Origin of the sequence: Colwellia sp. C1TZA3 (genome assembly GCF_007954265.1) — a bacterium.
Classification (GTDB): Bacteria; Pseudomonadota; Gammaproteobacteria; order Enterobacterales; family Alteromonadaceae; genus Cognaticolwellia.
Map to the genome: position 1 here is coordinate 23,998 of NZ_VOLS01000028.1, position 24,148 is coordinate 48,145.

The following is a 24,148-nucleotide window of genomic DNA, read 5'->3' on the forward strand; positions in this document are numbered from 1 at the left end:
CTTTACACTTTAATTAAAAGTAATAGCGAAAATAGCGTCAACGGTGATAAAATCACCGTTGACAAAAAATTGCCTGAGGTAAACGCTTTAGCACTAATCATATCAGCACGTAAAAGCACTAATGCTAAAGTATTTGGCATTTAACGTTTAGCATTAACACTTATACGACTTACTCATATAATCCATCATCAAGGTGATTAACATTTCCCCATCATGACTCACCTATAATGTCAGTTATAATGTCAGCCATAATATCAGCCATGATGACTAGAGATAAATCTGCATGAAGCTCACTATTAATCAAATCCCCAAAGCTATCTTTCGTAGTTTCTCGCAAATTATGCTACAAAAAAGCAGCTTAACGGGATTATTGTTTTGTCTCGGCATCGCCATAAATTCACTCTCCATGTTATTAGCTGCCTTGCTTGCCGTTGTAATCAGTATCATCACCGCAACCCTGTGTCGATATAACGCAGCATTAATTAAACAGGGGGTTTATGGCTTTAATGCTGCACTTGTGGGTACAGCTGTTGGCTTCTTTTTACCGCTGAGTTTATTATCGCTAATACTCATCGTAATTGGCGCGTGGCTTGCCACTGTCGTTAGCCATATCATGTTAATACATAGCGCTAAAATGCCTATTTTTACCGCGCCTTTTATTATTTCAACTTGGTGTATTTTATTGGTGCTGGAGCTTTTAGGGATAGAGACAGTGACTGAGCCGTTTTCAACGTATGATATTGCTGATTTTTATACGGTATTTCGCGGTTTAGGCCAAGTGATGTTTCAAAGTTATTGGCTCTCGGGATTAATTTTTTTTGTGGCTCTATTAGTAAACTCTTATAAGTTGGCCATTTGGGCTGTTATTGGCTCAGGGGTAGGCATGTTAATCGCGCGCGCTTTAGGCTACTCAGAGGGTACTTTATTAATAGGAGGCTATGGTTTTAATGCTGCTCTAGTTGCCATTGCCCTCGCACAGCGCTACCAAACTAAGCATTATTTGATTTTTCTTGGCATACTACTGAGTGTTTTATTTTCTCAGCTACTAACATTGCTAGCCATACCTGCATTAACTGCACCATTTGTCATGGTTAGTTGGATGATCGTCGTAATACGGTCAAAAATAACCGGGGTTTATAAACTACCTTAACTGTCGGCTGACAATAAAGTATCATAATTTTTAGGTGAGTTTATAAGGCAAAGTGGCCATAAAGATAATTTTTTAGTTGATGTTTTTTCCAAGATCAACTATTGGCTAACGTAGGACTAATACCAGTTCCATTAAGTTTGTGATCTTGTTGTGCGCAGGAAAAACAACTCAAGGTAAGGCGCTCGATTGAGCAATAGCTGGCTATTGGGATTGAGAGCAACACAGCCTTGAGCTATTTTAACTAGTACAAGTGAGCAATAACTTAATGGGATTGGTATAACTATGCCAGCCATGATAACAATTGTTAGCTTGCCACCTTACGAAAGACCCATTCGAACGGTCCAGTTTTGAAAAATATAAGCCAAGCCACACTGAAAAAAATCTCACAACAACGAAAAATTAATACGCAGAATAAAAAAAGTTTATTGTCTGGTTTTCTAGACGACCAATAAATTCAAGTATCCCCCATCGCAATAAATACGTGAGCAACATACAAGGTCAAAGATAGTTTTCCTGTTTGGTAAAGCCACTGAGTAATGTTGCTTTCAGAGGATTTCTCAGAAAAATACAAACTTCCAATAAGCACTATAATGGCTGAACTGCCAGCAGAGATGATCTATTGGGGTAGTGGAGGTATAATCGATGTTGAAAATAAAACAATGACCTCTTCAGAGGTCATTTCCAGTAAACGACCATCTCCAAGTATCGATCTTATTAGATAAAAGCTAATTTCGGTGATAAGTAATACCAGTTCCATTAAGTTTGTGATCTTGTTGTGCGCAGGAAAAATAACTTAAGGTAAGGCGCTCGATTGAGCAATAGCTGGCTATTGGGATTGAGAGCAACACAGCCTTGAGCTATTTTAACTAGTACAAGTGAGTAATAACTTAATGGGATTGGTATAACCTAATGATTACCGACGAAATCACTTGCTTCATTCTATGTGTTAACTCACTTAATTTAGCAGTGAAGAGAAAAGGTTCTAAAATTAATGAACAAGGAGCAGTGTATTTAACTTGAGGTGGGGAGTCATACCAGCGCTTAAATAATAGGCTAAGTAATGCTTGGCTAAAATTGTATAGCGAAGCAAAACGTAGCCAATAGTTAGGTATCCTTGTTGATTTTGTTAGGGCTTGAGAGTACTGGCCTTTTTAATAAAAAATACGTTACCCCTAAAGAAATAGTTACTAAAGCAAGACCTACAATGTGTTCTGCAGAAACAATTTTAAGATCTAGCACTATAATTTTACGTGCTACGGCCATAAGGGCTGTAGCAATGACCAGCTCAACTGGGATAACATGTGATCCTAGATACAGTCTAATATTGATGAAAATTTCAACAGCTATTAACACAACCATGAAAGCACCAAAAGTATGCAGAATATCTTCAACACTTAATAGCAAATACGGAGGTACTGAGAGCCTGGTATAAATAACATAAACAACATCTGCAATGCTCCAATAAATGACTAAAACCATCAATACAGAAAGTATTTTAATCGCAAATCTAATACTAAGATGTAATACATTTAATAACGGATCTGAAGTATTTTCAGGTAACTCTTCATGTTTCATAATTTTTCCATAAGTATAAGAGTAAATGCCTTAAATTGATAAAAGCCCTAACGCTTAATTAAACTGCAAAATAGTTGGATTGTTTTTTTGCGTTTTTTGCAAAAAATGGCACAAGCTATTTTTGTCAGATTAAATTACCTTGTTATTTGACGCTAGCGTGAGAATGCTAACGATAGCAAGAGCTTTTATAGTATTGGCGGTCCGACCGTAGCGCTAAAAAGTGCCCAGCGCCACTGCTTACCAAACCGTGAACTTTAAGCCTAAAGCCAACGAAAATTTAGCTAATGGCTTTACCGCCTTATGTTTTTAAAAATAGTAAAGTCTATTAGCGACTTTAACCAGACCGATCAGGCGAAAACTGAGGCGTAACCTACCAAACCTATTTGAAAAACACGGTTCTGACACATAAATATTAACTTGAATTAGTGGTGCCAAACAACGGCTTATTAGACGGATCAGCTCACACTTTCTACCAAGGTGAGTGTCCAACTAATGAATGGTTATTCAAATTAATATTACATAACTTAATATTAATATTCAACACGTTAATATTACGTGTTGAATATATCGATATAGAAAGGCTGATTCAATGCTACTTTTTATATAAAAGCAGGATGCTCAGTAAAGCGCTATCTACACAGTAGTCATTAATACAATTAGGCATTTATCTCTTGTTAAAGCATGAGGGATAAATGTCCGTTGAACTGAGCGACTAAACTCTGTCTATATGATTTTTTTTGAGTCAATTTTGTCAAGGGTTGTGGTTTTGTTGTAGATCATATTTAGCAGCTTACCTATTTAAGTATTCGCAATCCTTACCTGCCAGTTTGCCTATATATTGTCTTTTTTCACAACAAACCCAGCCTCTGCTACCACCGCTTCAGCGCATAATTAACCGTTAACACCACTCAACTAACTCACTCGAAATCATACTAATTGTTTATTGGGCAATATAGCCTATCAAGAACACCCCCAACATAATGTTAATTGGGACTTTCAAGCTCTATTTAATCTGCTACCTTGTCTGTGATGACTTCGTCAAGTCGCTCTATTTCTTTATTTAAGCTTTTCCTAATGAAGGTTAATGATTTGCCTCTAATGGCATTAGCCATAAAGCCGTAATAACACAGTCGCATAAAACCTTTAGGCAGAACATATAATAAACATTGTCTTATACCAATTTGATTAATTAAGTATTCTACTTTTGCATGAGGAAAAATGGATAATTACCGCGTTACTCAAATCCAAGGTATGAAACTTCATTGTTGACTTGCCTTAGCGAATACCACAACCTTTAAGAATTATTTGTGTTAACGAAACAACTACGGCTTCAAAGTCATCATCTGTCATCGACTCTTTATTAAGCCCTGCCACTACTTGAACATTAAAGTCAGCATAATGCTGGGTTGAACTCCAAATCAAGAATAATAAATGGTAGGGATTAACCTCATCAATTAAGCCTTGCTGGATCCAAGACTCAATAACCGTGACTTTACTGTGCAACCAAACTTTAAAATCATTATTAAGATACTCGGCTAAAACTGGTGCACCATGAATTATCTCACTGGCAAATATTCTCGAAGCATCAGGGTCGTTTTTAGAATGCATTACCTTAGCTCGTATATAGGCACTTAGTACTTTTTTTGGTTCGTTATCAACTGTTAATGTATTGTAGTCTCTATTCCACACCGCAATAATATTACTGAGCAGCTGCTGGTATAAGTCAGTTTTGTCTTGAAAATAATAATGGATATTAGCGCGAGCAATATTCGCACGTTCGGCAATGCGTTTAATTGACGCGCCTTTAAAACCATAGGTAACAAATTCTTTTTTCGCGGCTTGTAAGATAATAGCTTTGTTCTTTTGTCGAATACTACCTTCCAACACTTTATCTTGCTCTTGTTCTTTACTCACAAAAATTCCTATTAAAAACTAATAACTAATAACACCAGCAGAGCTCGTTATTACCAACAACTGGCCGTAATAACAAGCTTCTAACATCCGTTATGCTAAATACTAGCTTTAGCTACTCATTAGCATCAAAGCATTATTCAATCTTCAATCTCAATAAATTTTCGATTTTACAGACTTTTACTGTTATTTAAAAACCGATTCAACTGACTGAGTTAACCTAAACCCGCTGACCCATAATATGAGTGGCTTTAACATTACGTTCGTCGCCTAACATACTTAAAATAAATAGTTTTTCTGATAGCGTTTTGCAATGCTGCATACGTCTATCCATTAGCGGAGTCGCGTGATAATCCAGCACAATAAAATCAGCTTCAGCGCCTTTCACAAAATTACCTATCGTCCCTTCAAGATCAAGCGCAATAGCTCCCCCTAAGGTGGCTAGATATAACGACTGAAATGGACTGAGTTTATCGCCTCGCAGTTGCTGGGTTTTATAACCTTCATTGATGGTACTTAACATAGAAAATGTTGTACCTGCGCCAATATCGCTGCCTAAGCCAACATTAACCTTAAATTTTTGAGCTTGTTTAAGGTTAAACAAGCCACTACCTAAAAATAAATTCGAACTAGGACAAAAAGCAATGGCTGAGCCTGCTGCACTTAAACGCTGACATTCACTGTCATGCAAATGCACTCCATGAGCAAAAACACTACGACGACCGAGTAATTTACTTTTATCGTAAACAGCTAAATAGTCTTTGCTGTCAGGAAATAAGTCTTTTACCCAGGCAATTTCCGCTTTGTTTTCGCTTAAATGGGTGTGCAAATAAACACTGGGGTTTTCAGCCAGTAATTGCCCAGCTTTATTAAGTTGCTCAGTTGAACAAGTGGGAGCAAACCTTGGCGTAATAGCATATTGTAAACGGTCAGTGTTATGCCATTTTTCAATTAAGGCTTTACTATCGTCATAACCACTTTGGGCAGTGTCAGATAAGTAATCAGGGCAATTTTGATCCATTAATACTTTGCCACAAATCATGCGAAGATTTTTCTGCTGTGCGACGGTAAAAAAAGCCTCTACCGACTCTTTATGTACCGTGCCAAACACTAAAGCCGTGGTGGTTCCGGCCTGAAGTATTTGTGTTAAAAAAAACTCAGCAACTTTTTTACCATGCTCTAGATCAGAAAATTGCCGTTCAAATGGAAAAGTATAGTTTTCTAACCACTCTAGTAATTGTTCACCGTATGAGGCGATCATTTCTGTTTGCGGATAATGGACATGGGTATCGATAAAACCTGGCATGATCAGGCCATTTTCGTAGTGGATAACCTCAATGCTGTTATCTAGCGTGGCAAGCAGTACTTTTGCTTCACCTATTTGATCTACTAACCCATCTTTAATGATCAGCAGTCCATCTTCTATGTATTGATAGCTGTCTTGCAGGGCAACTTCAACGGGATCAGCCAAAAAGTGTAGTAGCTCGCCACGATATACTTTCAACATTTATTTTACCTTCTGATTTTTCTACCATAATTGCTTAGCAAGTAGCGTTAATTAGGCTTGAATTAATAAGTGAAAAACTCAGCTAATTGGATGCTTATTTGCTGTTTCACGCTGTTTTGATTCTGTTTCATCACTGGTTTATGATGAGTCAACTTCACTGTTAATGACTCATCACTTTACTTTGGTTAACTTTTTGCAATAACTAAAGAGCCATCCAGTTCAAGTACGTCACAGTTATCACCATCGCCACCTCGATCAACCACTAAAAAGTCACTTTCGCCGCCAAGTGCTAAACAAAAATGATGCCAAGTACCTTTATGATAGTTCACGCCTTGGTCTGAATTAGCGATAAATATTTCAAGTTTATTGATGTCAAAGTCACCGGCAGGTGCAACCACCACTAAATAGGGATTTTGCCCCATAGGAATAAAAGCTTGGCTACCGTGCGGGTGACGTTCCATCATTTTAATGGCAATCGGTTGTGCTAGTGGTGTGGAACGAAATATATTGATTAGGGTGTGACCGGCATTAGCATTGACATCAACTTTCGCTAAATCATGGTAACGCTGAGTAAAACCATTATTAATTTCAATTATTTTAGCTTCAGCATTGGCCTCAATAACATCACCAAAAGCACTGAATGCTGCGCCGGTTAATGGTTTTGGTGTAATAGTTTGTGCCTTGTTGCTGGTGGTATTAGTATGAGTCATGGTTATAGAAATTTCCTAGTTAAAATTATGCTTAGCTACCACGATAGGTTGAATAACCATATGCCGTTAATAATAGCGGAATATGGTAGTGATTTGCACTGCCATCGAGTTCAAAAACAATATCAACATAAGGATAAAAACCTTGCTCTTTATTGTTGATAAAATAGGTTTTAGTCGCAAAGTGCATGCGATAAACCCCTGCCGCTAACACAACATCATCTGCTAATAAGCCGGCAATGCGACCATCAGCGTTAGTAGCACCTGTGGCTAATATACTCCAACCCTCTGTTGTTTGAGCAAACAAGGTAATAGGTAAGTTTTGTGCAGGTAAACCACGTGTGGTATCAAGCACATGGGTAGTTATTTGGCTCATACCAGTTTGTCTAAACGTAAATGAAATATTTTACGCTGCTCTTCTGCAGCGTTCATCAGTTCAGTTGCTTTATCGTTAGGTAAGCGCGCTTGCAGTAACGCCACCATTTGCGCGGCGCTTTTGCCCGTTGCACAAACGATAAATATAAAACCAAATTTTTCAAGATAGTCTGTGTTGCCTTGAGATAATGATGCAATCACTTGTTCTGTCGCTTCACTCACTGAGCTTTGTTCACCACTGGCAAGCTCTTTAGTATTGGCATACTTGGCTCTAAGCGTATCAACATTACCAATTTGAGGATGACCTTCAAAGGCTTCTAAATAATCAGCCTCGGTTAGGCCTTGCCATGCTAAGTCAGCTTTAGTGCTTAAGTCTTGCTTGTCCGCAAAAGGGCGTGACGACACTATAGCGCTCACCCAAGCCGAAGAAGTACAACACTGCATAAAAGTATGTTTGGCTTGGTCGAGCGTTAACTCATTTAGTTTTGCTAAGTTCATCTTATGTCCTGTTAAGTTTTTATTGATTAAGTTTTTTATTGATTAAGTTTTTTATTGATTAAATATACCTATGCAATGACTAAGTCACTGACTCAATCACTACTAACATGCTGTTACTACGCTAGTGAACAACTCACGCTTAACTTGTTTTATGGTTAATTATGTTTAGTGCATTTAACTATATTACTATGTTTATTTACACTTTCTCACGTAATGTTATTTCACATTGTAGAACGTAATTATTTGATAGGCTCGGCTAGACAAATAACTGACCTAGTCCGCACTAAGTAATTGCTTTAATTCTTGCCAATCAATGCCCTGCTGCGATTTAGGCCGAGCTTTGCTAACAGCCTTTGGCGCTGAAATTTGCTGGCTATCTTGCTCAAGTTGATTACTAAGTACCGTTAATCTTGCTTGCTCAGCTTGATAAATATTAATAATTTCTGCTGACACTGACACCGCTACTTCCATCGGTAATTTGCCGCCCACATCTGCTAGGCCAATGGGACAATTCATTCTAGCCACTTGTTTTTGATCAATATCTCGGTGTTTATAGCGCTGCTGAAAACGCCGCCATTTAGTGTCTGAGGCAATTAAGCCTAAGTAATGAAAATCAGCGCGTTTTAAAATCGCTTGTGATATTTCAAAATCCATCTGATGATTATGCGTCATAACAATAAAGTAGCTATTTTCAGCCATATTAGCCACTTCAAGCTCAGGCGCGTCACTGACCACTTGCTGGACATTGTCATTATTGGCTACATTGGCTGGAAATTGCTCTGCTCGGCTATCTACCCAAGTTATTTTACACGGCAACTGCGCTAATATTGGCAGCAAGGCTTTAGCAACATGACCGGCACCAAACAACATGATGTTAACGCCGGTAGCGGCAAAACATTCAAATAAAACCGTGGTATTACCACCGCAACATTGGCCTAAGTTACTGCCTAATTGAAAATGCTCTAAATGTTGGGCATTTTTAGCACTAGTAAGCATTTTTTTAGCGTACTTAATCGCTTTATATTCAAGGTGACCACCGCCAATAGTGTCAAAAATATCATCATTACTGATAACCATTTTTGTGCCGCTGTTTCTTGGCGTCGAACCAGAAACCCCCACTAAAGTCACTAAAACATAGGCTTGACCTTGTTTGCTTAACTTATAGCTCGCGCTGTTCCAGTTACTTGTCATCAAATGTCCCCTAAGGCTCGGGTAGTTTCTTTCATGGCTTCTACTGCCCAAAGTACGCGCTCTGGTGTTGCTGGTGTATCAAGCTTAGGGCTTAATTGGTAGTTAGATACACTCGATATGGCATCTTTAAGTGCGGACCAAACTGAGATGCCTAACATCAATGGTGGTTCACCAACGGCTTTCGAATTATAAATAGTGTGTTCACGATTAGGATCGTCAGGCACAAGACTAACTCTAAAATCACTAGGGGTGTCACTAATAGCTGGAATTTTATAAGTCGCAGGGTTGTTGGATAACAGTCGCCCTTGCTCATTCCAGACCAGCTCTTCGGTCGTTAGCCAACCCATACCTTGAATAAAGGCGCCTTCAATTTGGCCAATATCAATAGCCGGATTTAATGACTGCCCCACGTCTTGCAAGATGTCAGCGCGTAATAATTTATATTCACCGGTTAAGGTATCAATTAACACTTCTGATACTGCCGCACCAGTTGAATAATAAAAAAACGGTCGCCCTTTACCTGTAGCCCGATCAAAGTGAATTTTTGGGGTTTTATAAAAGCCAGTTGAAGACAGTGACACTCGGCCCATATATGCTTGCTGAACAAACTCGGCAAAGGAGAAGGTCTCTGCCGCTACGATGACTTGGTTTGCTTTAAAAACAACTTGTGCTTCATTAACGTCATATTTTTCACAGGCAAATTCGATCAGTCGTGCTTTTATGATTTTAGCCGCGGCTTGCGCTGCCTTACCATTTAAGTCGGTGCCTGATGACGCGGCGGTGGGTGAAGTATTGGGCACTTTATCGGTGCGCGTGGCTGATACGCCCACAGTGTCTACATCTACTTGAAATTCTTCGGCAACAATTTGCGCCACCTTGGTATATAAACCTTGGCCCATTTCAGTGCCGCCATGGTTTAAATGAATGGTACCATCGGTATAAATATGAACTAAAGCACCAGCTTGGTTTAAATGCTGCACGGTAAATGAAATACCAAATTTAACCGGCGTTAACGCCAGCCCTTTCTTTAATATAGCGTTGTCATTATTAAACTGGCTAATGTTGGCTCGGCGCGCTTGATAATCAGCGCTTTGCTCTAGCGAGGCAATTAACTCCGCCATTTTGTTATGTTCTACTTTTTGATGATAATGGGTTTCATTGCGCTCATCTTTACCATATAAATTAATTTTACGAATTGCTAGTGGGTCTTTGCCCAAATGGCGAGCAATATCGTCCATCACCATCTCAATGGTCATCATGCCTTGTGGCCCACCGAAACCTCGAAAAGCAGTATGCGAAACGGTATTTAATTTACAGCGATTACCGGTGACCGTGGCTTGATCTAAAAAGTAAGCATTGTCAGAATGAAACATAGCGCGATCAACAATGGCGTCTGACAAATCGGGTGAATAACCACAGTTGCCATTGACCTCAATGTTAATGCCTTTAATTTGCCCGTTGCTATCAAAGCCAACATGATAATTATTTTCAAACGGATGACGTTTACCTGTCATGCACATATCATCTGAGCGGCTAAGTTTAAACTTTACTGGCCGCTTGGTTTTATTTGATAATAACGCGGCAAGACAAGCCCATGGCGCGGCTTGAGTTTCTTTACCACCGAAGCCGCCTCCCATACGGCGGGTATCAACCACCACTTTATTCAGGGGTATATTAAGGACTTCGGCGACTAATTTTTGTACTTCACTAGGATGTTGCGATGATGAAAATACAGTCATGCCGCCATCTTCGGTTGGCTCTGCGGTTGAGACTTGGCCTTCAAGATAAAAATGCTCTTGACCACCAACAGATATTTCACCTGACAACTGATGCGCCGCTTGTGCAATAGCGTTGGCCGAATCGCCACGTTGCATAGTAAACGGCGGGCGCACGAAGCTTTGCTTAGCCAGTGCATCTTTTACAGTTAATACCGCAGCCATTTCTTCATATTCAATTTTTGCCAGCTTAACGGCGCGCCTTGCTAAATCATGACTGGTGGCAGCAACGGCAAATATAGCTTGGCCAACATAGTCAACTTTATCAATCGCTAGCACGGGGTCGCCCGGAAATACTGGGCTGATATCGGTATGGCCAGGGACATCGTCTACCGTGATCACAGCAATTACCCCTGCTGCCGCTTTTACGGCTGATAAATCAATACTTTTAATCAAGCCACAAGCAATCGTACTTTGACCTACTGCAGCATGCAGTTGCCCGCGCAAACTTGGTCTGTCGTCAATATAGAGTGCTTCACCACTGACATGTTTGTCAGCGCTTTCATGCTTTTTCGACCGACCTACTCCGCCTAAACCTACGCTGTTTAAATCAACGTTGTCTAAATCAACATTGCCTGAATCGACAGCACTCGATGCTCCATTAATATTTTTGTTAGTCTGTTTTGACTTTATAAGGCTACGCATAATTAACGACCCGAGTTTCAATGTTTTTACTTTGTAATTCCAAGTAACATTTTTCGATTAAATTCTGCCCGACTTTCATACGATATTTATCAGAGGCACGAACATCTGACATGGGTTGAAAGTCTTGAGTTAATGCTTGTTGTGCAGCCGTAATACTCGCTTTGTTAAATGTTTTGTTTAACAAAGCCGCTTCACAATGCTTAGCGCGCATCGGAATGCCAGCCATACCGCCAAAGGCAATGCGGATGTTAGTCACGACATTATCGTTAAGTTCGATAAAAAAGGCCGCGAGCACCGCTGATATGTCATCGTCAATACGCTTAGATATTTTGTAAACTTTTAGCAGCTGCCCAGCTTTAGCTTTAGGAATGTAGATATTTTTGATAAATTCTGCTTCGTTCAGTACGGTTTTCTTGTAGGCGATAAAGAAGTCTTCAAGCGCTATTTTACGTTCGCTATCTCCACGTTGCAGTGTCATTGTTGCCCCTAAAGCAATTAAAGCCGGCGGCATATCTCCAATCGGTGATGCATTACCTATGTTGCCGCCTAAGGTGCCATTATTGCGAATTTGTTTTGAACCAATACGTTCAATCATTTCACCGAGCTCATGATATTCATTCGCTAGCATCGGGGTAAACTCACTGTAAGGGACGGCTGACCCAATAACAAACTCATCCGCGTTATTGTCTAAACGGTGTAATTCAGCGACATCACCCAAGTAGACTAAATCGTCAATAGTGGCTAGGTTTTGTGTCACTGTTAGCGCCAAATCTGTAGCACCAGCCACTAAGATTGCCTGAGGGTTATCAAGTAATTTTTTCGCCAATTCAGCGCTGCTTTTGGGCGCAAAGTAACGATGAACATTATTGCTAAGCTCGGCTGACGGCAAGGTTTTAAAGTCATTCAATTGTTTTACAGTTTGCTGATAATGTTGAGCAAATGAATCATTGGCTGTACTTTCATTAGGCACTAAAGCGGCATCAATAATAGAGCGGTAGCCGGTACAGCGGCATAAATTACCCGCTAGGGCCTCTAAAACTTCGACTCTATTAGGTGTATTGTTATGCTGGTGGAGCGCAAATGAGGACATCACAAAGCCGGGGGTACAAAAGCCACATTGCGAACCATGATGATCGACCATAGTTTGCTGAACATGATGTAATTTAGCGCCTTGTTTAAGGTGCTCTACCGTGATGAGTTGCTTGGCGTGCAAACTACCAACAAAACTAATGCAGGCGTTTATCGCTTTATAATTCAGTGTTTGCTTATCTTTTGCTAATTCGGCCATAACTACCGTGCAAGCACCGCAATCACCTGAACTACAGCCTTCTTTGGTACCACTATTAAAGCGCTCCTCACGCAAATATTGCAGAACAGTCATATTGGGATCAATGTTCTCAATGCTCACAACGTCGTTGTTCAATAAGAAACGAATTGCATTTATGCTCATAATGGCGTCCAGTTGTCTTGTGGTAAATTTATTGCATGCACAATTTTTCAGTCTTCAAATATATCAGAATAAAAACCTGACACAAGTGTCAATTTCTTAATTTAGCTTTTTACTGTCTGTTTTTACTTTTTAAAAAGTTAATGGCTAAAACAAAAATAGCTAGATTAAACAATATAAGCCTATACAAAACAGTAGCGTAATAAAGTAAACTGCGTTTAAATAAAATATAATAAGCTCAACGACCTGGCATTTTTATTCTACCTAGATCATTTTTGGCTAAAGCCTTATCGTGAATAGCTTTCAAACAAATAATTTGCTAGCCTTAATCAACTTATAATAATGTTGGTTAATTGCAGCCGTTTATTTGATATTTAAATAAGGCAGAGCGGATAAATGTAGTTCACAGCCCTGACAAGCAATAAAACTGTATAAATTTCAGCCTAAAATTACAACACCCCTTAGTGTAAACCCACAATATTCTCTCGGAAGTAACAATGGACGAAGTCGATAAAAAAATTGAACAATGGGCAATTCAAATGCCTGAACTCGACACCAAGCCCATGGCAATTACCAGTCGAGTGCTACGTATTTCAAAGCACATGAGTGATGAACTAACCAAGTCATTTCGCGATTACGAACTTACCGACGCTGGTTTTGATGTTTTAGCAACCTTGCTGCGTATCGGCCCGCCACATGCGCTTTCACCGAATCAACTGCTTGAACAAATGTTGATCACCTCTGGCACAATGACCAGCCGAATAGATTTGCTAGAACGGAAAAAGTTAGTCAAACGAACCACCAATAAAAATGATAAAAGAAGTGTCACAGTATCACTAACATCAAAAGGTTTAAGTCTTATCGAGCAAGTAATTGTTGAGCATGCTCAGAGCCAAAAAAAGTTAGTTTCTTGTTTCTCACCTACAGAACAAGCACAGTTTGAAAGCTTATTAAAACGCTATTTAACGCAAGTAGGCTACTGATTAAAGAGACTTCGCTTTCTAAAGCCTAATTAATCAACTTGGTATAACAAAAGCTTAATCAACAAAAAAGCGCGTATAGCGTCATTTAACAATGGCCGCTATACGCGCTTTACTAGCTAATTTATTAGTTTTTAGGACGAATAAACGGCATTTGTCTATTTACATCTTTGTATAACAAATATCTAAAAGGTCCTGGTCCGCCGGTGTAACATGACTGTGGACAAAAAGCCCGTAACCACATAAAATCGCCCGCTTCTACTTCGACCCACTCGCCATTTAAATGATAAACAGCTTTACCTTGTAAGACATATAAACCATGTTCCATAACATGAGTTTCATCAAAGGGAATAACACCCCCTGGCTGGAAAGTAACCACGTTAACATGCATATCAAAACGCATATCTGTTGGGTCCATAAATCGGGTTGTACCCCAAACACCACCGGTATTTGGCATATCTGTACGGTCTAGGTCTTGATCACTGGTGACAAAAGCTTCAGGAACATCAATGCCATCTACGTATTGGTAAGCCTTGCGGATCCAATGAAATTTTACGTTGGCAGCGCTATTATTTTTTAACGTCCAGTGACACTTTGGCGGTAAATAGGCGTAACCACCAGTGTCCATATGATGTTCAACACCTTCAATAGTAATGTCCATTTCACCTTCAACAACAAAAAGAACACCTTGGGCACTTTCGTCAAGTTCAGGTTTGTTTGACCCACCTTCAGCGCCTACTTCAACAATATATTGTGAAAAAGTTTCCGCAAAGCCACTTAAAGGACGAGCAATAACCCACATCCGCATATGGTCCCAAAAGGGTAAATAGCTAGTGACAATATCTGTCATCACGCGTTTAGGGATAACCGCGTAGGCTTCGGTAAAAATAGCGCGGTCTGAAATTAATTGTGTTTGTGGGGGTAAACCGCCACTTGGGGCATAATAAGTGTTGTTATTTGACATGGTTAGTGTTCCTTAATGTCTGGGCTGCAATGAATTTTTTTCTGTATTCATGCAGCAAAGGTTCGGTATACCCATTGGGTTGAGTTTTACCTTTAAATATTAAATCTAATGCTGCTTGAAAAGATAAGCTCTTTTCAAAGTCTGCAGACATTGCTTGGTAATCTGGGTCGTGTGCGTTTTGCTGATCTACCACGACCGCCATTTTTTCTAACGCTGTTCTAACTTGTGCTTCAGTCAAAATAGAATGTTCAAGCCAGTTACAAATATGTTGACTAGAAATTCGTAAGGTCGCTCTATCTTCCATTAAGCCAATGTTATTAATATCAGGCACTTTTGATGCCCCCATACCTAAATCAACCCAGCGCACCACGTAGCCCAATAATCCTTGCGCGTTATTGTTTAACTCTTTTTCGATGTCTGCTTTACTGAGATTATTTACCTTGGTTAATAAAGGTACGGTTAGTATATCATCGAGATTAGCACGGGTTCTTTTTGCCAAGGTCTTTTGTATCTCAAAGACCTTAACTTGATGATAATGCATAGCATGTAACGTTGCTCCAGTGGGTGATGGCACCCAAGCTGTATTAGCACCCGCTAATGGGTGAGCAATTTTCATCTTCATCATTTGCGCCATTTCATCTGGAATGGCCCACATGCCCTTGCCTATTTGCGCTTTACCGGAAAAACCACAAGCTAAACCTATATCGACATTCCAATCTTCATAAGCTTTAATCCAAGGTTGTGCTTTCATATCACCTTTTGCCACCATAGGGCCGAGTAACATACTGGTGTGTATTTCATCACCTGTTCGGTCCAAAAAGCCGGTATTAATAAAGACAATACGGCTTTTAACCGCTCTAATACACTCTTTTAAGTTCACGGTGGTGCGACGCTCTTCGTCCATAACACCAATTTTAATGGTGTCTCTAGCAAGACCTAAAGCATCTTCAACCGCGTTGAAAATTTTATTAGCAAAGGCCACTTCTTCAGGACCATGCATTTTAGGCTTAACAATATAAATATTGCCATTTCTAGAGTTACAATGCAGATTGGTTTTTTGTACATCATGTAAGGCTATCAATACACTTATCATGGCGTCCATGATACCTTCTTGAATTTCAAAACCGTCTTTATCTACTATCGCTGGGTTAGTCATTAAATGGCCAACATTACGACAAAACAATAAGCTACGACCATGGACACTGAAGCTACTACCCGTGAGATCTTGATAGGCTTTATCAGCTTTTAGTACCCGTTTTGTTACCTTACCTGCTTTTTCAATTGTCTCGCTTAAATCACCTTTCATTAAGCCAAGCCAATTGCGATATACCTGAATTTTTTCTTGTGCGTTTACCGCAACAACTGAATCTTCAAAGTCTTGTATGGTGGTTATGGCCGACTCTACCGTAATGTCTTTTACACCGGCAGCATCTGTTTTGCCAATAACAGACGTAGCATCTACTTCGATGGCAACACGTAGGTCGTTATGGATTAACAACATTGAGGTGGGTTTACTTTGCTCGCCTTGAAAGCCAATTAATTGCTCAGCATTCTTTAATTGTGTGTTTGTGCCATCGCTTAAACTCACCTGCAACTGGTTATTATCAATAGTATAAGCAGATGACTGTTGATGTGAGCCGGTAAGCAAAGGAAAATGAGCATCTAAAAAGTCTCGAGCATAAGCAATAACTTTATTGGCTCTAATGGTGTTGTGCGCGCGACCTTTTTCGGCTCCGCCTTCATCACTAATAACGTCAGTACCATAAAGTGCATCATATAGACTGCCCCAACGCGCGTTTGCCGCATTTAAAGAAAAACGTGCATTGGCAGTTGGCACCACTAACTGTGGCCCAGCTTGTAAGCTAATTTCAGTATCGACATTTGTTGTGCTTATTTGAAAATCTTCGCCTTCAGGCACCAAATAGCCAATTTCAATCAGAAATTTTTTATAGGCATCAAGGTCAAAGTTACCTTGATGCTTTACATTCCACTGGTCTATTTGTTGCTGTATTGCCACTCGCTTGACTAATAAGGCTCTATTTTCTGGCCCTAATTCATGGCTTATTTTTGAAAAAAGCGTCCAGAAATGTTGCTCAGTAATTGCTAAGCCTGGTAATACTTCTTCTTTAATAAAGTTTACTAAATCGCCATCAACCTTTAGTAAGTCTTTTTGCTGGTATTTTGTCATTTTCTTATTTACTCATTGCTAATGGATATTTAAAGCTTCAATGGTCTTTAATTTAAACAAATACTCGACACCTGTCAACTAAGTCAGGCAATTGTAAACATAATTGTTGACAATTAATTCAAGTAACCTATAGTGAGCTCAAGCATAGTACTTTTTTTAATCATGTGAATATAAACGTAATCAGTTCAGATGGATGTTTTCTACGAGACCTTACCTAATATAAGTTGTTTCTTTAAAGAAATAACACAAGTTATACCAGTTCCATTAAGTTTGTGATCTTGTTGTGCGCAGGAAAAATAATTCAAGGTAAGGCGCTCGATTGAGTAATACCAATTTGATTAATTAAGTGATCTACTTTTTCATGAGGGAAAATGGACAAATACAAGGCATAAAATTTAGTAAGTAGTTATTCTACTTATAAATTTTATAACGCAGTAGTTATTCATTTTAACCATTAAAAATGAGCAGGTAATTAATCAACTTGGTATAATAGCTGGCTATTGGGAGTGAGAGCAACACAGCCTTGAGCTATTTTAACTAGTACAAGTGAGCAATAACTTAATGGGATTGGGATTGGGATTGGTATTGGTATTATTATGTTCAGTATCTGGATTGACTTCAGTTAAGCTTTGTTATTGCAGTGAAAGCTCACCGTAAAGCGAGGACTTTTGAAACATCTAGAGCTCGTATTAAGCACTAAGCAAAGGTGAACTCGCTATCGCTATTGAGCAACTTGGGCTAGCTATTGAGCAACTTGGGCTAATAGTCGAGCTTTATCTTCAAGCATTATAAAAAATAATATGCTAAAAAACCTAGAAGACATGACTAACAAAAAGCAAGGAATAATAAATGGCAAAGTTATCAACACACGTACTGGACACCGCCAATGGTGTGCCGGCACAGGGTATCAAACTTGAATTTTTTCGAGTAGAAGGTTCAAACCAGCGATTAATAAAAACCTTAACAACTAACAGTGACGGTCGAACAGACGAGTTGTTATTAGACGACAGTACGATTGAAGTAGGCGAATACGTTATTGTTTTTCATGTTGCTGAATATTTTTCTAAATTAACCGGTGATAAAAACGAACCTGCCTTTTTAAACCGTATACCAATTAACTTTGGTATTTTTGATGCAGCAGCTAATTACCATGTACCGTTATTAGTATCGCCGTGGAGTTATTCCACTTACCGCGGTAGCTAATCAATTATACCAGTAAATACGTTGTTTGTTGGTAAACTAGCTTGTGGTTTAAAATAAGCAATAAACACCTGCTCCACTTCAAGATGCAGTTTCAGCCTTGAGCTAGGAAATCAGCTCAAGGCGCGGTACGATGACAATGGTTATTCTTGGTAACTGCTCCTGCGTTACTCTACTGTCCTACATCCACTTAGGAGCCTTATCAAGTATTGCAATACTGGACTGTTTTTCTAGCTTAACCCTAAGGGTATATAAGTTAACAAGCATAACTGATCAAGGAAACAAAAATGAAGCAATGGAACATTTATCTCTCAGGTGAAATTCATAGCGATTGGCGTCAACAAATAGAACAAGGTTGTCAATCGCTGCCGGTTATTTTTACTTCGCCAGTTACTGTGCATGAACTTAGTGATGCAGCAGGCGACCATTTAGGCCATGCTGAAGATCCCTTTTGGCGCGACCACCAGTCTTCAAAAATTAACGCGATAAGAACTCAAACCCTGATTAAAGATTGCGACCTAGCTATTGTTAGGTTTGGTGATAAATATAAACAATGGAATGCCGCTTTTGATGCTGGGCAATGTGCCGCTTTAGGTAAACCTTACGTGACACTTCATGATGACAGTATTATCCACCCGTTAAAAGAAGTTGATGCTATGGCTTTAGCATGGGCAAAAACCACCACCGATATTATCAAAATCATTGAATATGTTATTAAACAATAAATAATAATTAACCACCAATAACAGAACATCTACACATCAGACAAGGGAAACACATAATGGCAGATTATAAACGTATATTCGTAGTTATCACCCCTCATCGGGAAGAGCAACCTGCTCTTACTCGTGCTGTTTTTTTAGCAAATAAATACCAGGCAGAATTGGTATTAGGCAGTTCGATGTACAACAGAAGTATCGAAAAGTCATCAGGTGTTGCAAGCCAAAACTGTAAAGAGCTTAAGCAAGCTCTGCTTGACGATCAAAAAGCTGTTATGCAAGCCTTAGCCGCATCGCTTGATATTGAAACAAAAACTGAGTGTGTAGTTACTTGGCATAAAAAATGGTATGAAGGTGTTATTAATCTTGCTACTGAAAACAATTGTGATCTTATTATCAAAGAGACTAAGCATTACAAAAAATCAGTGCGCAACTTATTCACCCCTGATCACTGGAACTTACTCCGCTATAGTCCTATTAATGTGCTAATGGTCAAAAATCATAAGTGGACTTGTAATGGCGATATTGTTACTGCCATTAGTCTAGATGACGGCGACAGCGAACATCAGTGTTTAAGTGAAAAAGTAGCGAAAGAAGCGGCCTCGATGGCGAAATTATTTAGTGCAAAATTACACTTTATTAATACCGTCAGTAAAGCCCCAATGCATATAGCAGTAGATAAGTCTGCTTTTGATCCCGATAAAGTCAATGCACGAGTTAAGAAAAAGCATCAAGAAAGTTTGCAAACGCTAGCGGATAACTTAAGTATCCCCAATGTAAACATTATTGTTGAAGAAGGCTTGCCGGGTCACGTAGTACCAAAACTATGTGACGATTTAAATGCCGAATGTTTAATATTAGGCTCTGTAGGCCGTAAGGGCGTTAACGCCGCTTTACTCGGCAATACTGCAGAATATATTATTGACAAATTAGATTGTGATACGCTTGTTATTAAAGGCTAATTACCTCAGGACTGGCATCTTATTGCTAGTCCTTATTCTTATCTCTATTAATTTACGCCCCGCACTCACCTCAGTTGCCCCCGTTATGGAGCAAATTGTCGCCGACTTATCACTCAGTCGAGCCAGTGCCGGCTTAATTACCACTATTCCTGTGCTGTTAATGGGTTTTCTTGCCCCTATTGCTCCCCTGTTAGCCCGACGATGGGGCCAGGAGCGGATATTAACTGGCAGTATGGCGTTACTTGTTGTGGCTTTTTCAATACGTTACTTTAGCCAGTACAGTTTCACCTTATTATTAGTTTCAGCGTTTATTGCTGGCATGGCTATCGCTATTGCTGGGCCATTAATGTCTGGATTTATTAAGCAATACTTTGCTCGGCAAATTACGGTCGCTATCACCATTTATTCTGTCAGTATTTCTTTGGGCGCTTCGCTTGCTGTGGCGCTGACGATTCCTATCATCAAAATAAACAGTGACCATTGGGAACGTGGTCTAGCGGCGTGGGGACTATTGGCGTTAGTGGCCTTTCTTGCGCTGCTGATTTTTATGCCTAAGTCAACCAGTAGTCATCAACCCGTTTATCAATATCAAAAACTGCCTTTTCATTCATTGAGAGCCTGGTTACTAACTGCTTTTTTTGCCGCACAGTCAGGGGTTTTTTATGCTTTATCCACCTGGTTAGTTGCCCATTTTCAACAGGCAGGTTTTGATAATATTAAGGCCAGTATGCTAGCAAGTGCCTTTATGGCTTCTGGCATCGTTGGTGCATTAACTTTGCCCTTGTTGGCAGCACGCGTCACCAAGCGTAATCGACTGATTGGTGGCGTCACTATGACCTCAACATTACTCATTTTATCTATTGCATGGCTGCCACAGTGGCACCCAATAGTGGTGGTATCGTTATTAGGTATTTCCACATCAGGTACTTTTGCGCTAGCGCTGGCGTTACCGGTGATGGAGTCAAGTTCGCCGCAGTCCGCCTCACAGTTATCCTCGATGATGTCATCATTTGGCTATATTGTTGGTGGCATAACTCCAGCACTGGTAGGCATTGGTCGTGATGTAACAGACAGCTTTCAGTGGCCGTTGACTTTTTTATCAGCTTTAAGTTTTTCTATGGTGATCATTGCCTTATTTTTGCGTAATAAACCAAGCGATTAAGCACTTCAGAGTTGAATCTAAGACATAAAAAAAGCCTAAGAAAACCGATTAATTGGGTTTTATTGGGCTTTTATTTAAAGCTGTCTATCTATCTAAACGCTTGTGCTAGGGACTTTACTTAACACTATGATGCTCTACCCAGTGCTCGGCAATATCTTGTCTGCGACATAACCATACATCGTTAAACTGTTCCACATAGTCAAGAAACCTCACTAAACTTGCAAACCGTCCTGGTCGACCTATGATGCGACAATGTAGGCCTATTGACATCATTTTAGGTGCGTATGATCCTTCGGCATATAAAGTATCAAAGGTGTCTTTTAAGTAATTAAAAAACTGATCGCCGGCATTAAAACCTTGTGGACTTGCAAAGCGCATATCATTTACATCAAGGGTATAAGGCACAATTAAATGCGGTTTTTTGATCCCGTCAATAAAATAAGGTAAGTCATCAGCATAACTGTCCGAGTCATATAAAAATGACTCTTCTTCCAAAACCAGTTGTCGAGTATTCTCACTCATTCGCCCTAAATACCAACCCTTGGGCTTTTTACCGGTCATTTGTTGATGAATTTCAATGGCTTTTTGTAAATGTTCACGCTCTGTTTCAATGGCTACTTTTTGATAATCAATCCATCGGTAACCGTGACTGGCAATTTCCCAGTCAGCCTTTAACATCGCTTCTACAGCTTCTGGATTTCTCTGCATCGCCATAGCGACACCAAAAACGGTAACTGGGACTTTACGCTCGGTGAATAATCGATGTAAGCGCCAAAAGCCCGCTCTACTACCAAATTCATAAAAAGATTCCATATTCATATGGCGTTCATTTTCAAACGGTAGCGCACCAATGATTTCAGATAAAAATGTTTCAGAAGCTTTATCGCCATGCAAGATACAATTCTCTGCACCTTCTTCGTAATTTATAACAAATTGAACCGCTATTTTTGCCTTGTTAGGCCAATTAGCCTTAGGAACTTGCTGGCCATAGCCTTTCATGTCTCTAGGATAATTATTCATATTTACTGGTGTCATATCAATGTCAACTCAATAGTTTGATTGCTAATTTTTCATCGTTGCCTGCAGGACCAGCCCTTTGAACAACATAAATACGGTCGTTTATGGAGCCTAGCCTCATGTGCTAAACACCCCAGAGAATTAAAGCCTTGTTGACCGTTAATCACAAAAGCTTGAAAATTTATCTGCCTGTAAAAACGTTTATATTCTTAATGTTTGCACTCTTTAATCATCAAATAACTGGCCAAATCACGGTAACTTTTCGTTAAATCAGAGCGTTTATTACTTAGATTAATTCACGCTAACAGCATTTTATATTTACCACATCAACGATTAAAAAAAGCTTGTGTTGGTGACGTATTAGCAATGATGTCGATGAGTTTATGGGCTTTCCTTGCACCTTATTTAACCCACGAGTTAAGGTTGGTTTATTTAAAATATCTTTAGGTAGTCAATAGATGACTATTCTGTGTTTTAGGCTATTACTGCCCAAACAACACTTTTAGCTCGTTATGGTCTATCTAGTCAAAGCAATACTTAGGTTTCTTCAAACGGCTAAATACATTTAAAACCAACTGCAGCAGAGTGCTGAGGTCATTTTTACAAATTTTCTGCTTGATTATTTTCTAGTTGTTACATCAGGTGTTAGTGGTGAAGCTAATATTATCAAACAATAAGTTTTTAGATTTATTGTTCGATAAATTGTCTTAAGCTGTTTCGCTAAAGCTATGTCAACTTAGCTAAAGTAAAGCAAAGTAAATCGAATTAAGAAATTAATTAAGGCTAGTGTATCAAGATAAACTAGCCTTCTTTAAACTTAGTCGGGTTCGTTAGGTACGATAAGGTTAAGAATAATAGCAATAAATGCTGCCGGTAATAAACCTGTCGACAATAACGCTTTAGCGGTACTTGGCATATGCTGTAAAGCACCAGGCTCAAGCATTAAACCAAAACCTAACGACAATGATATAGCAAATATCACCATGTTACGGCTAGTCCAGTCGACGTCTGCAAGCATTTTCATACCTGACGATGCCACCATACCAAACATTAAAATAACACCACCACCTAATACTTCAATTGGAATGGTTGAAATAATCGCGCCTACTTTAGGAATAAAGCCACATATAATAAGGAATATTGCACCAATAGTAGCGACATGTCGGCTCATCACTCGTGTCATAGCAATTAAACCAACGTTTTGTGAGAATGAGGTATTTGGTAAACCACCAAAGATTGATGAAAATGCCGTACCCAAACCATCAGCATAAGTAGCGCCTTTGATTTCAGTATCAGTGGCTTCACGGTCAGCGCCACCTTTAGTGATACCTGATACGTCACCAACCGTTTCAATCGCAGAAATAAAGGCCATTAAAACGATACCGAGTACGGCAGCAACCGTAAACTCAATACCAAATGGCAGTATTTTAGGCATAGCGAAGGTAGACGCTCGGCCAACATTATCAAAGTTCACCATACCAATGGAATAAGCTACCGCGTAACCCGCTAACAAGCCTAGCAAAATTGATGATACTGACAAAAAGCCTTTAGTAAAAAATTTAAGACCTAGCGTCACTACAATAACAACACTAGCAACACCCCAGTTTTGTAATGAGCCATATTCTGCTGTGCCGATAGCAGGTACACCACCCGCTGCGTATTGAATGCCGACTTTCAATAAAGACAGGCCAATCATAGTCACAATTAAACCGGTGACTAAAGGCGGTAAGGCAAAACGTAAGCGTCCTACTAACGGAGCTAAACAAGCTTGGAATAAACCACCAATTAAGATACCACCAGTAACCGCTGCCATAGCATCAACACCTTTACCGGCAACTAATGGAATTAAAATGGGGATAAAAGCAAAGCTAGTACCTTGCACTATCGGTAATCTAGCGCCAACTGGTCCTGCACCTATAGTTTGTAGCAAGGTTGTGGCACCCGCTAATAACATACACATTTGCATCATGTATAACATCATTGGGAAGTCAGGTGAATTAGAGCCAAAACCAAAGCCCGCTGCGCCAGCAATAATGATAGCCGGAGTTATGTTCGCGACAAACATAGCAAGTACATGTTGAATACCTAATGGTATAGCCACCTTTAAAGGCGGCATGTACTCAGGATCACGACATTGCTCAGGTGTTCCTACAGATGAATTAGACATAAAAAATT

The 24,148-nt window shown here is 39.5% G+C and carries 21 protein-coding genes; 6 read left to right on the plus strand and 15 right to left on the minus strand.

Translation table 11 applies throughout. The annotated features are described in order from the left end of the window. Positions 1-2: 2 nt before the first annotated feature. Positions 3-140 carry a hypothetical protein gene (locus tag ESZ39_RS17765; RefSeq protein ID WP_191321750.1) on the minus strand — a complete coding sequence of 46 codons (138 nt, stop codon included), beginning with the start codon at positions 138-140 and terminating at the stop codon, positions 3-5. Positions 141-283: 143 nt separating this feature from the next. Here ESZ39_RS17765 and ESZ39_RS09870 point away from each other — a divergent pair, with 143 nt between their 5' ends. Further along, complete coding sequence (locus ESZ39_RS09870) at positions 284-1,150, plus strand: urea transporter (protein ID WP_146879746.1); 867 nt, start codon at positions 284-286, stop codon at positions 1,148-1,150. Between the two features lie 304 nt (positions 1,151-1,454). On the opposite strand, the gene ESZ39_RS18240 is transcribed toward ESZ39_RS09870, so the two are convergent. The 10 genes from ESZ39_RS18240 to xdhA form a co-directional block, all read right to left on the minus strand. Beyond that, on the minus strand, positions 1,455-1,604 hold the full coding sequence (locus ESZ39_RS18240; protein WP_262984490.1) for a DUF418 domain-containing protein: 150 nt from the start codon (positions 1,602-1,604) through the stop codon (positions 1,455-1,457). Positions 1,605-2,254: 650 nt separating this feature from the next. After that, a complete protein-coding gene (locus ESZ39_RS09880; RefSeq protein WP_411266874.1) occupies positions 2,255-2,728 on the minus strand; it encodes a phosphate-starvation-inducible PsiE family protein in 474 nt (157 codons plus the stop codon). Between the two features lie 1,272 nt (positions 2,729-4,000). After that, on the minus strand, positions 4,001-4,639 hold the full coding sequence (locus ESZ39_RS09885; RefSeq protein WP_223270332.1) for a TetR/AcrR family transcriptional regulator: 639 nt from the start codon (positions 4,637-4,639) through the stop codon (positions 4,001-4,003). Between the two features lie 217 nt (positions 4,640-4,856). After that, positions 4,857-6,143 (minus strand): guanine deaminase, encoded by a 1,287-nt coding sequence (gene guaD, locus ESZ39_RS09890; RefSeq protein ID WP_146879748.1) that lies wholly within the window; start codon positions 6,141-6,143, stop codon positions 4,857-4,859. 185 nt (positions 6,144-6,328) lie between these two features. Next, positions 6,329-6,853, minus strand: coding sequence for an ureidoglycolate lyase (locus ESZ39_RS09895; RefSeq protein WP_146879749.1), 525 nt, complete (start codon positions 6,851-6,853; stop codon positions 6,329-6,331). 31 nt (positions 6,854-6,884) lie between these two features. After that, complete coding sequence (uraH, locus tag ESZ39_RS09900) at positions 6,885-7,226, minus strand: hydroxyisourate hydrolase (RefSeq protein ID WP_146879750.1); 342 nt, start codon at positions 7,224-7,226, stop codon at positions 6,885-6,887. Then, positions 7,223-7,723: a 2-oxo-4-hydroxy-4-carboxy-5-ureidoimidazoline decarboxylase gene (gene uraD / locus ESZ39_RS09905; protein WP_146879751.1), complete on the minus strand. Its 501-nt coding sequence runs from the start codon at positions 7,721-7,723 to the stop codon at positions 7,223-7,225. The genes uraH (ESZ39_RS09900) and uraD overlap by 4 nt, the downstream gene beginning before the upstream one ends. Before the next feature lie 273 nt (positions 7,724-7,996). After that, positions 7,997-8,914, minus strand: a complete 918-nt coding sequence (gene xdhC, locus ESZ39_RS09910) for a xanthine dehydrogenase accessory protein XdhC (protein WP_146879752.1) — start codon at positions 8,912-8,914, stop codon at positions 7,997-7,999. After that, positions 8,914-11,334, minus strand: coding sequence for a xanthine dehydrogenase molybdopterin binding subunit (gene xdhB / locus ESZ39_RS09915; RefSeq protein ID WP_146879753.1), 2,421 nt, complete (start codon positions 11,332-11,334; stop codon positions 8,914-8,916). The genes xdhC and xdhB overlap by 1 nt, the downstream gene beginning before the upstream one ends. After that, positions 11,327-12,784, minus strand: coding sequence for a xanthine dehydrogenase small subunit (xdhA, locus tag ESZ39_RS09920; protein ID WP_146879754.1), 1,458 nt, complete (start codon positions 12,782-12,784; stop codon positions 11,327-11,329). Before xdhA ends, xdhB begins: the two co-directional genes overlap by 8 nt. 494 nt (positions 12,785-13,278) lie before the next feature. Between xdhA and ESZ39_RS09925 the strand changes: the two genes are divergently transcribed. Next, positions 13,279-13,764: a MarR family winged helix-turn-helix transcriptional regulator gene (locus ESZ39_RS09925; protein ID WP_146879755.1), complete on the plus strand. Its 486-nt coding sequence runs from the start codon at positions 13,279-13,281 to the stop codon at positions 13,762-13,764. A gap of 124 nt (positions 13,765-13,888) precedes the next feature. On the opposite strand, the gene ESZ39_RS09930 is transcribed toward ESZ39_RS09925, so the two are convergent. Together ESZ39_RS09930 and ESZ39_RS09935 are read right to left on the minus strand one after the other, a co-directional pair. After that, positions 13,889-14,725 carry a bifunctional allantoicase/(S)-ureidoglycine aminohydrolase gene (locus ESZ39_RS09930; RefSeq protein ID WP_146879756.1) on the minus strand — a complete coding sequence of 279 codons (837 nt, stop codon included), beginning with the start codon at positions 14,723-14,725 and terminating at the stop codon, positions 13,889-13,891. Next, the gene (locus ESZ39_RS09935; protein WP_146879757.1) at positions 14,715-16,913 is read right to left on the minus strand and encodes a malate synthase G; all 2,199 of its coding nucleotides are present in this window, start codon (positions 16,911-16,913) and stop codon (positions 14,715-14,717) included. The genes ESZ39_RS09930 and ESZ39_RS09935 overlap by 11 nt, the downstream gene beginning before the upstream one ends. Before the next feature lie 849 nt (positions 16,914-17,762). On the opposite strand from ESZ39_RS09935, the gene uraH (ESZ39_RS09940) reads away from it, so the two are divergent. From uraH (ESZ39_RS09940) to ESZ39_RS09955, 4 genes are all read left to right on the plus strand, one after another. Next, the gene (uraH, locus tag ESZ39_RS09940; protein WP_146879758.1) at positions 17,763-18,116 is read left to right on the plus strand and encodes a hydroxyisourate hydrolase; all 354 of its coding nucleotides are present in this window, start codon (positions 17,763-17,765) and stop codon (positions 18,114-18,116) included. A gap of 284 nt (positions 18,117-18,400) precedes the next feature. Continuing rightward, a complete protein-coding gene (locus tag ESZ39_RS09945) occupies positions 18,401-18,838 on the plus strand; it encodes a YtoQ family protein (RefSeq protein ID WP_146879759.1) in 438 nt (145 codons plus the stop codon). 56 nt (positions 18,839-18,894) lie between these two features. Continuing rightward, on the plus strand, positions 18,895-19,794 hold the full coding sequence (uspE, locus tag ESZ39_RS09950; protein ID WP_146879760.1) for a universal stress protein UspE: 900 nt from the start codon (positions 18,895-18,897) through the stop codon (positions 19,792-19,794). 22 nt (positions 19,795-19,816) lie between these two features. Next, positions 19,817-20,956, plus strand: coding sequence for a CynX/NimT family MFS transporter (locus tag ESZ39_RS09955; protein WP_146879761.1), 1,140 nt, complete (start codon positions 19,817-19,819; stop codon positions 20,954-20,956). 114 nt (positions 20,957-21,070) lie between these two features. On the opposite strand, the gene puuE is transcribed toward ESZ39_RS09955, so the two are convergent. Together puuE and ESZ39_RS09965 are read right to left on the minus strand one after the other, a co-directional pair. Next, positions 21,071-21,991: an allantoinase PuuE gene (gene puuE / locus ESZ39_RS09960; RefSeq protein ID WP_223270333.1), complete on the minus strand. Its 921-nt coding sequence runs from the start codon at positions 21,989-21,991 to the stop codon at positions 21,071-21,073. A gap of 799 nt (positions 21,992-22,790) precedes the next feature. Next, complete coding sequence (locus ESZ39_RS09965) at positions 22,791-24,140, minus strand: uracil-xanthine permease family protein (protein ID WP_146879762.1); 1,350 nt, start codon at positions 24,138-24,140, stop codon at positions 22,791-22,793. Positions 24,141-24,148 lie beyond the last annotated feature (8 nt).

What these genes read in the sequence shown, in the direction of transcription:
- ESZ39_RS17765 (WP_191321750.1), bottom strand. Translation starts at nt 140, where the DNA reads ATGCCAAATACTTTAGCATTAGTGCTTTTACGTGCTGATATGATTAGT.
- ESZ39_RS09870 (WP_146879746.1), top strand. Translation starts at nt 284, where the DNA reads ATGAAGCTCACTATTAATCAAATCCCCAAAGCTATCTTTCGTAGTTTC.
- guaD (WP_146879748.1), bottom strand. Translation starts at nt 6,143, where the DNA reads ATGTTGAAAGTATATCGTGGCGAGCTACTACACTTTTTGGCTGATCCC.
- ESZ39_RS09895 (WP_146879749.1), bottom strand. Translation starts at nt 6,853, where the DNA reads ATGACTCATACTAATACCACCAGCAACAAGGCACAAACTATTACACCA.
- uraH (WP_146879750.1), bottom strand. Translation starts at nt 7,226, where the DNA reads ATGAGCCAAATAACTACCCATGTGCTTGATACCACACGTGGTTTACCT.
- uraD (WP_146879751.1), bottom strand. Translation starts at nt 7,723, where the DNA reads ATGAACTTAGCAAAACTAAATGAGTTAACGCTCGACCAAGCCAAACAT.
- xdhC (WP_146879752.1), bottom strand. Translation starts at nt 8,914, where the DNA reads ATGACAAGTAACTGGAACAGCGCGAGCTATAAGTTAAGCAAACAAGGT.
- xdhB (WP_146879753.1), bottom strand. Translation starts at nt 11,334, where the DNA reads ATGCGTAGCCTTATAAAGTCAAAACAGACTAACAAAAATATTAATGGA.
- xdhA (WP_146879754.1), bottom strand. Translation starts at nt 12,784, where the DNA reads ATGAGCATAAATGCAATTCGTTTCTTATTGAACAACGACGTTGTGAGC.
- ESZ39_RS09925 (WP_146879755.1), top strand. Translation starts at nt 13,279, where the DNA reads ATGGACGAAGTCGATAAAAAAATTGAACAATGGGCAATTCAAATGCCT.
- ESZ39_RS09930 (WP_146879756.1), bottom strand. Translation starts at nt 14,725, where the DNA reads ATGTCAAATAACAACACTTATTATGCCCCAAGTGGCGGTTTACCCCCA.
- ESZ39_RS09935 (WP_146879757.1), bottom strand. Translation starts at nt 16,913, where the DNA reads ATGACAAAATACCAGCAAAAAGACTTACTAAAGGTTGATGGCGATTTA.
- uraH (WP_146879758.1), top strand. Translation starts at nt 17,763, where the DNA reads ATGGCAAAGTTATCAACACACGTACTGGACACCGCCAATGGTGTGCCG.
- ESZ39_RS09945 (WP_146879759.1), top strand. Translation starts at nt 18,401, where the DNA reads ATGAAGCAATGGAACATTTATCTCTCAGGTGAAATTCATAGCGATTGG.
- uspE (WP_146879760.1), top strand. Translation starts at nt 18,895, where the DNA reads ATGGCAGATTATAAACGTATATTCGTAGTTATCACCCCTCATCGGGAA.
- puuE (WP_223270333.1), bottom strand. Translation starts at nt 21,991, where the DNA reads ATGACACCAGTAAATATGAATAATTATCCTAGAGACATGAAAGGCTAT.
- ESZ39_RS09965 (WP_146879762.1), bottom strand. Translation starts at nt 24,140, where the DNA reads ATGTCTAATTCATCTGTAGGAACACCTGAGCAATGTCGTGATCCTGAG.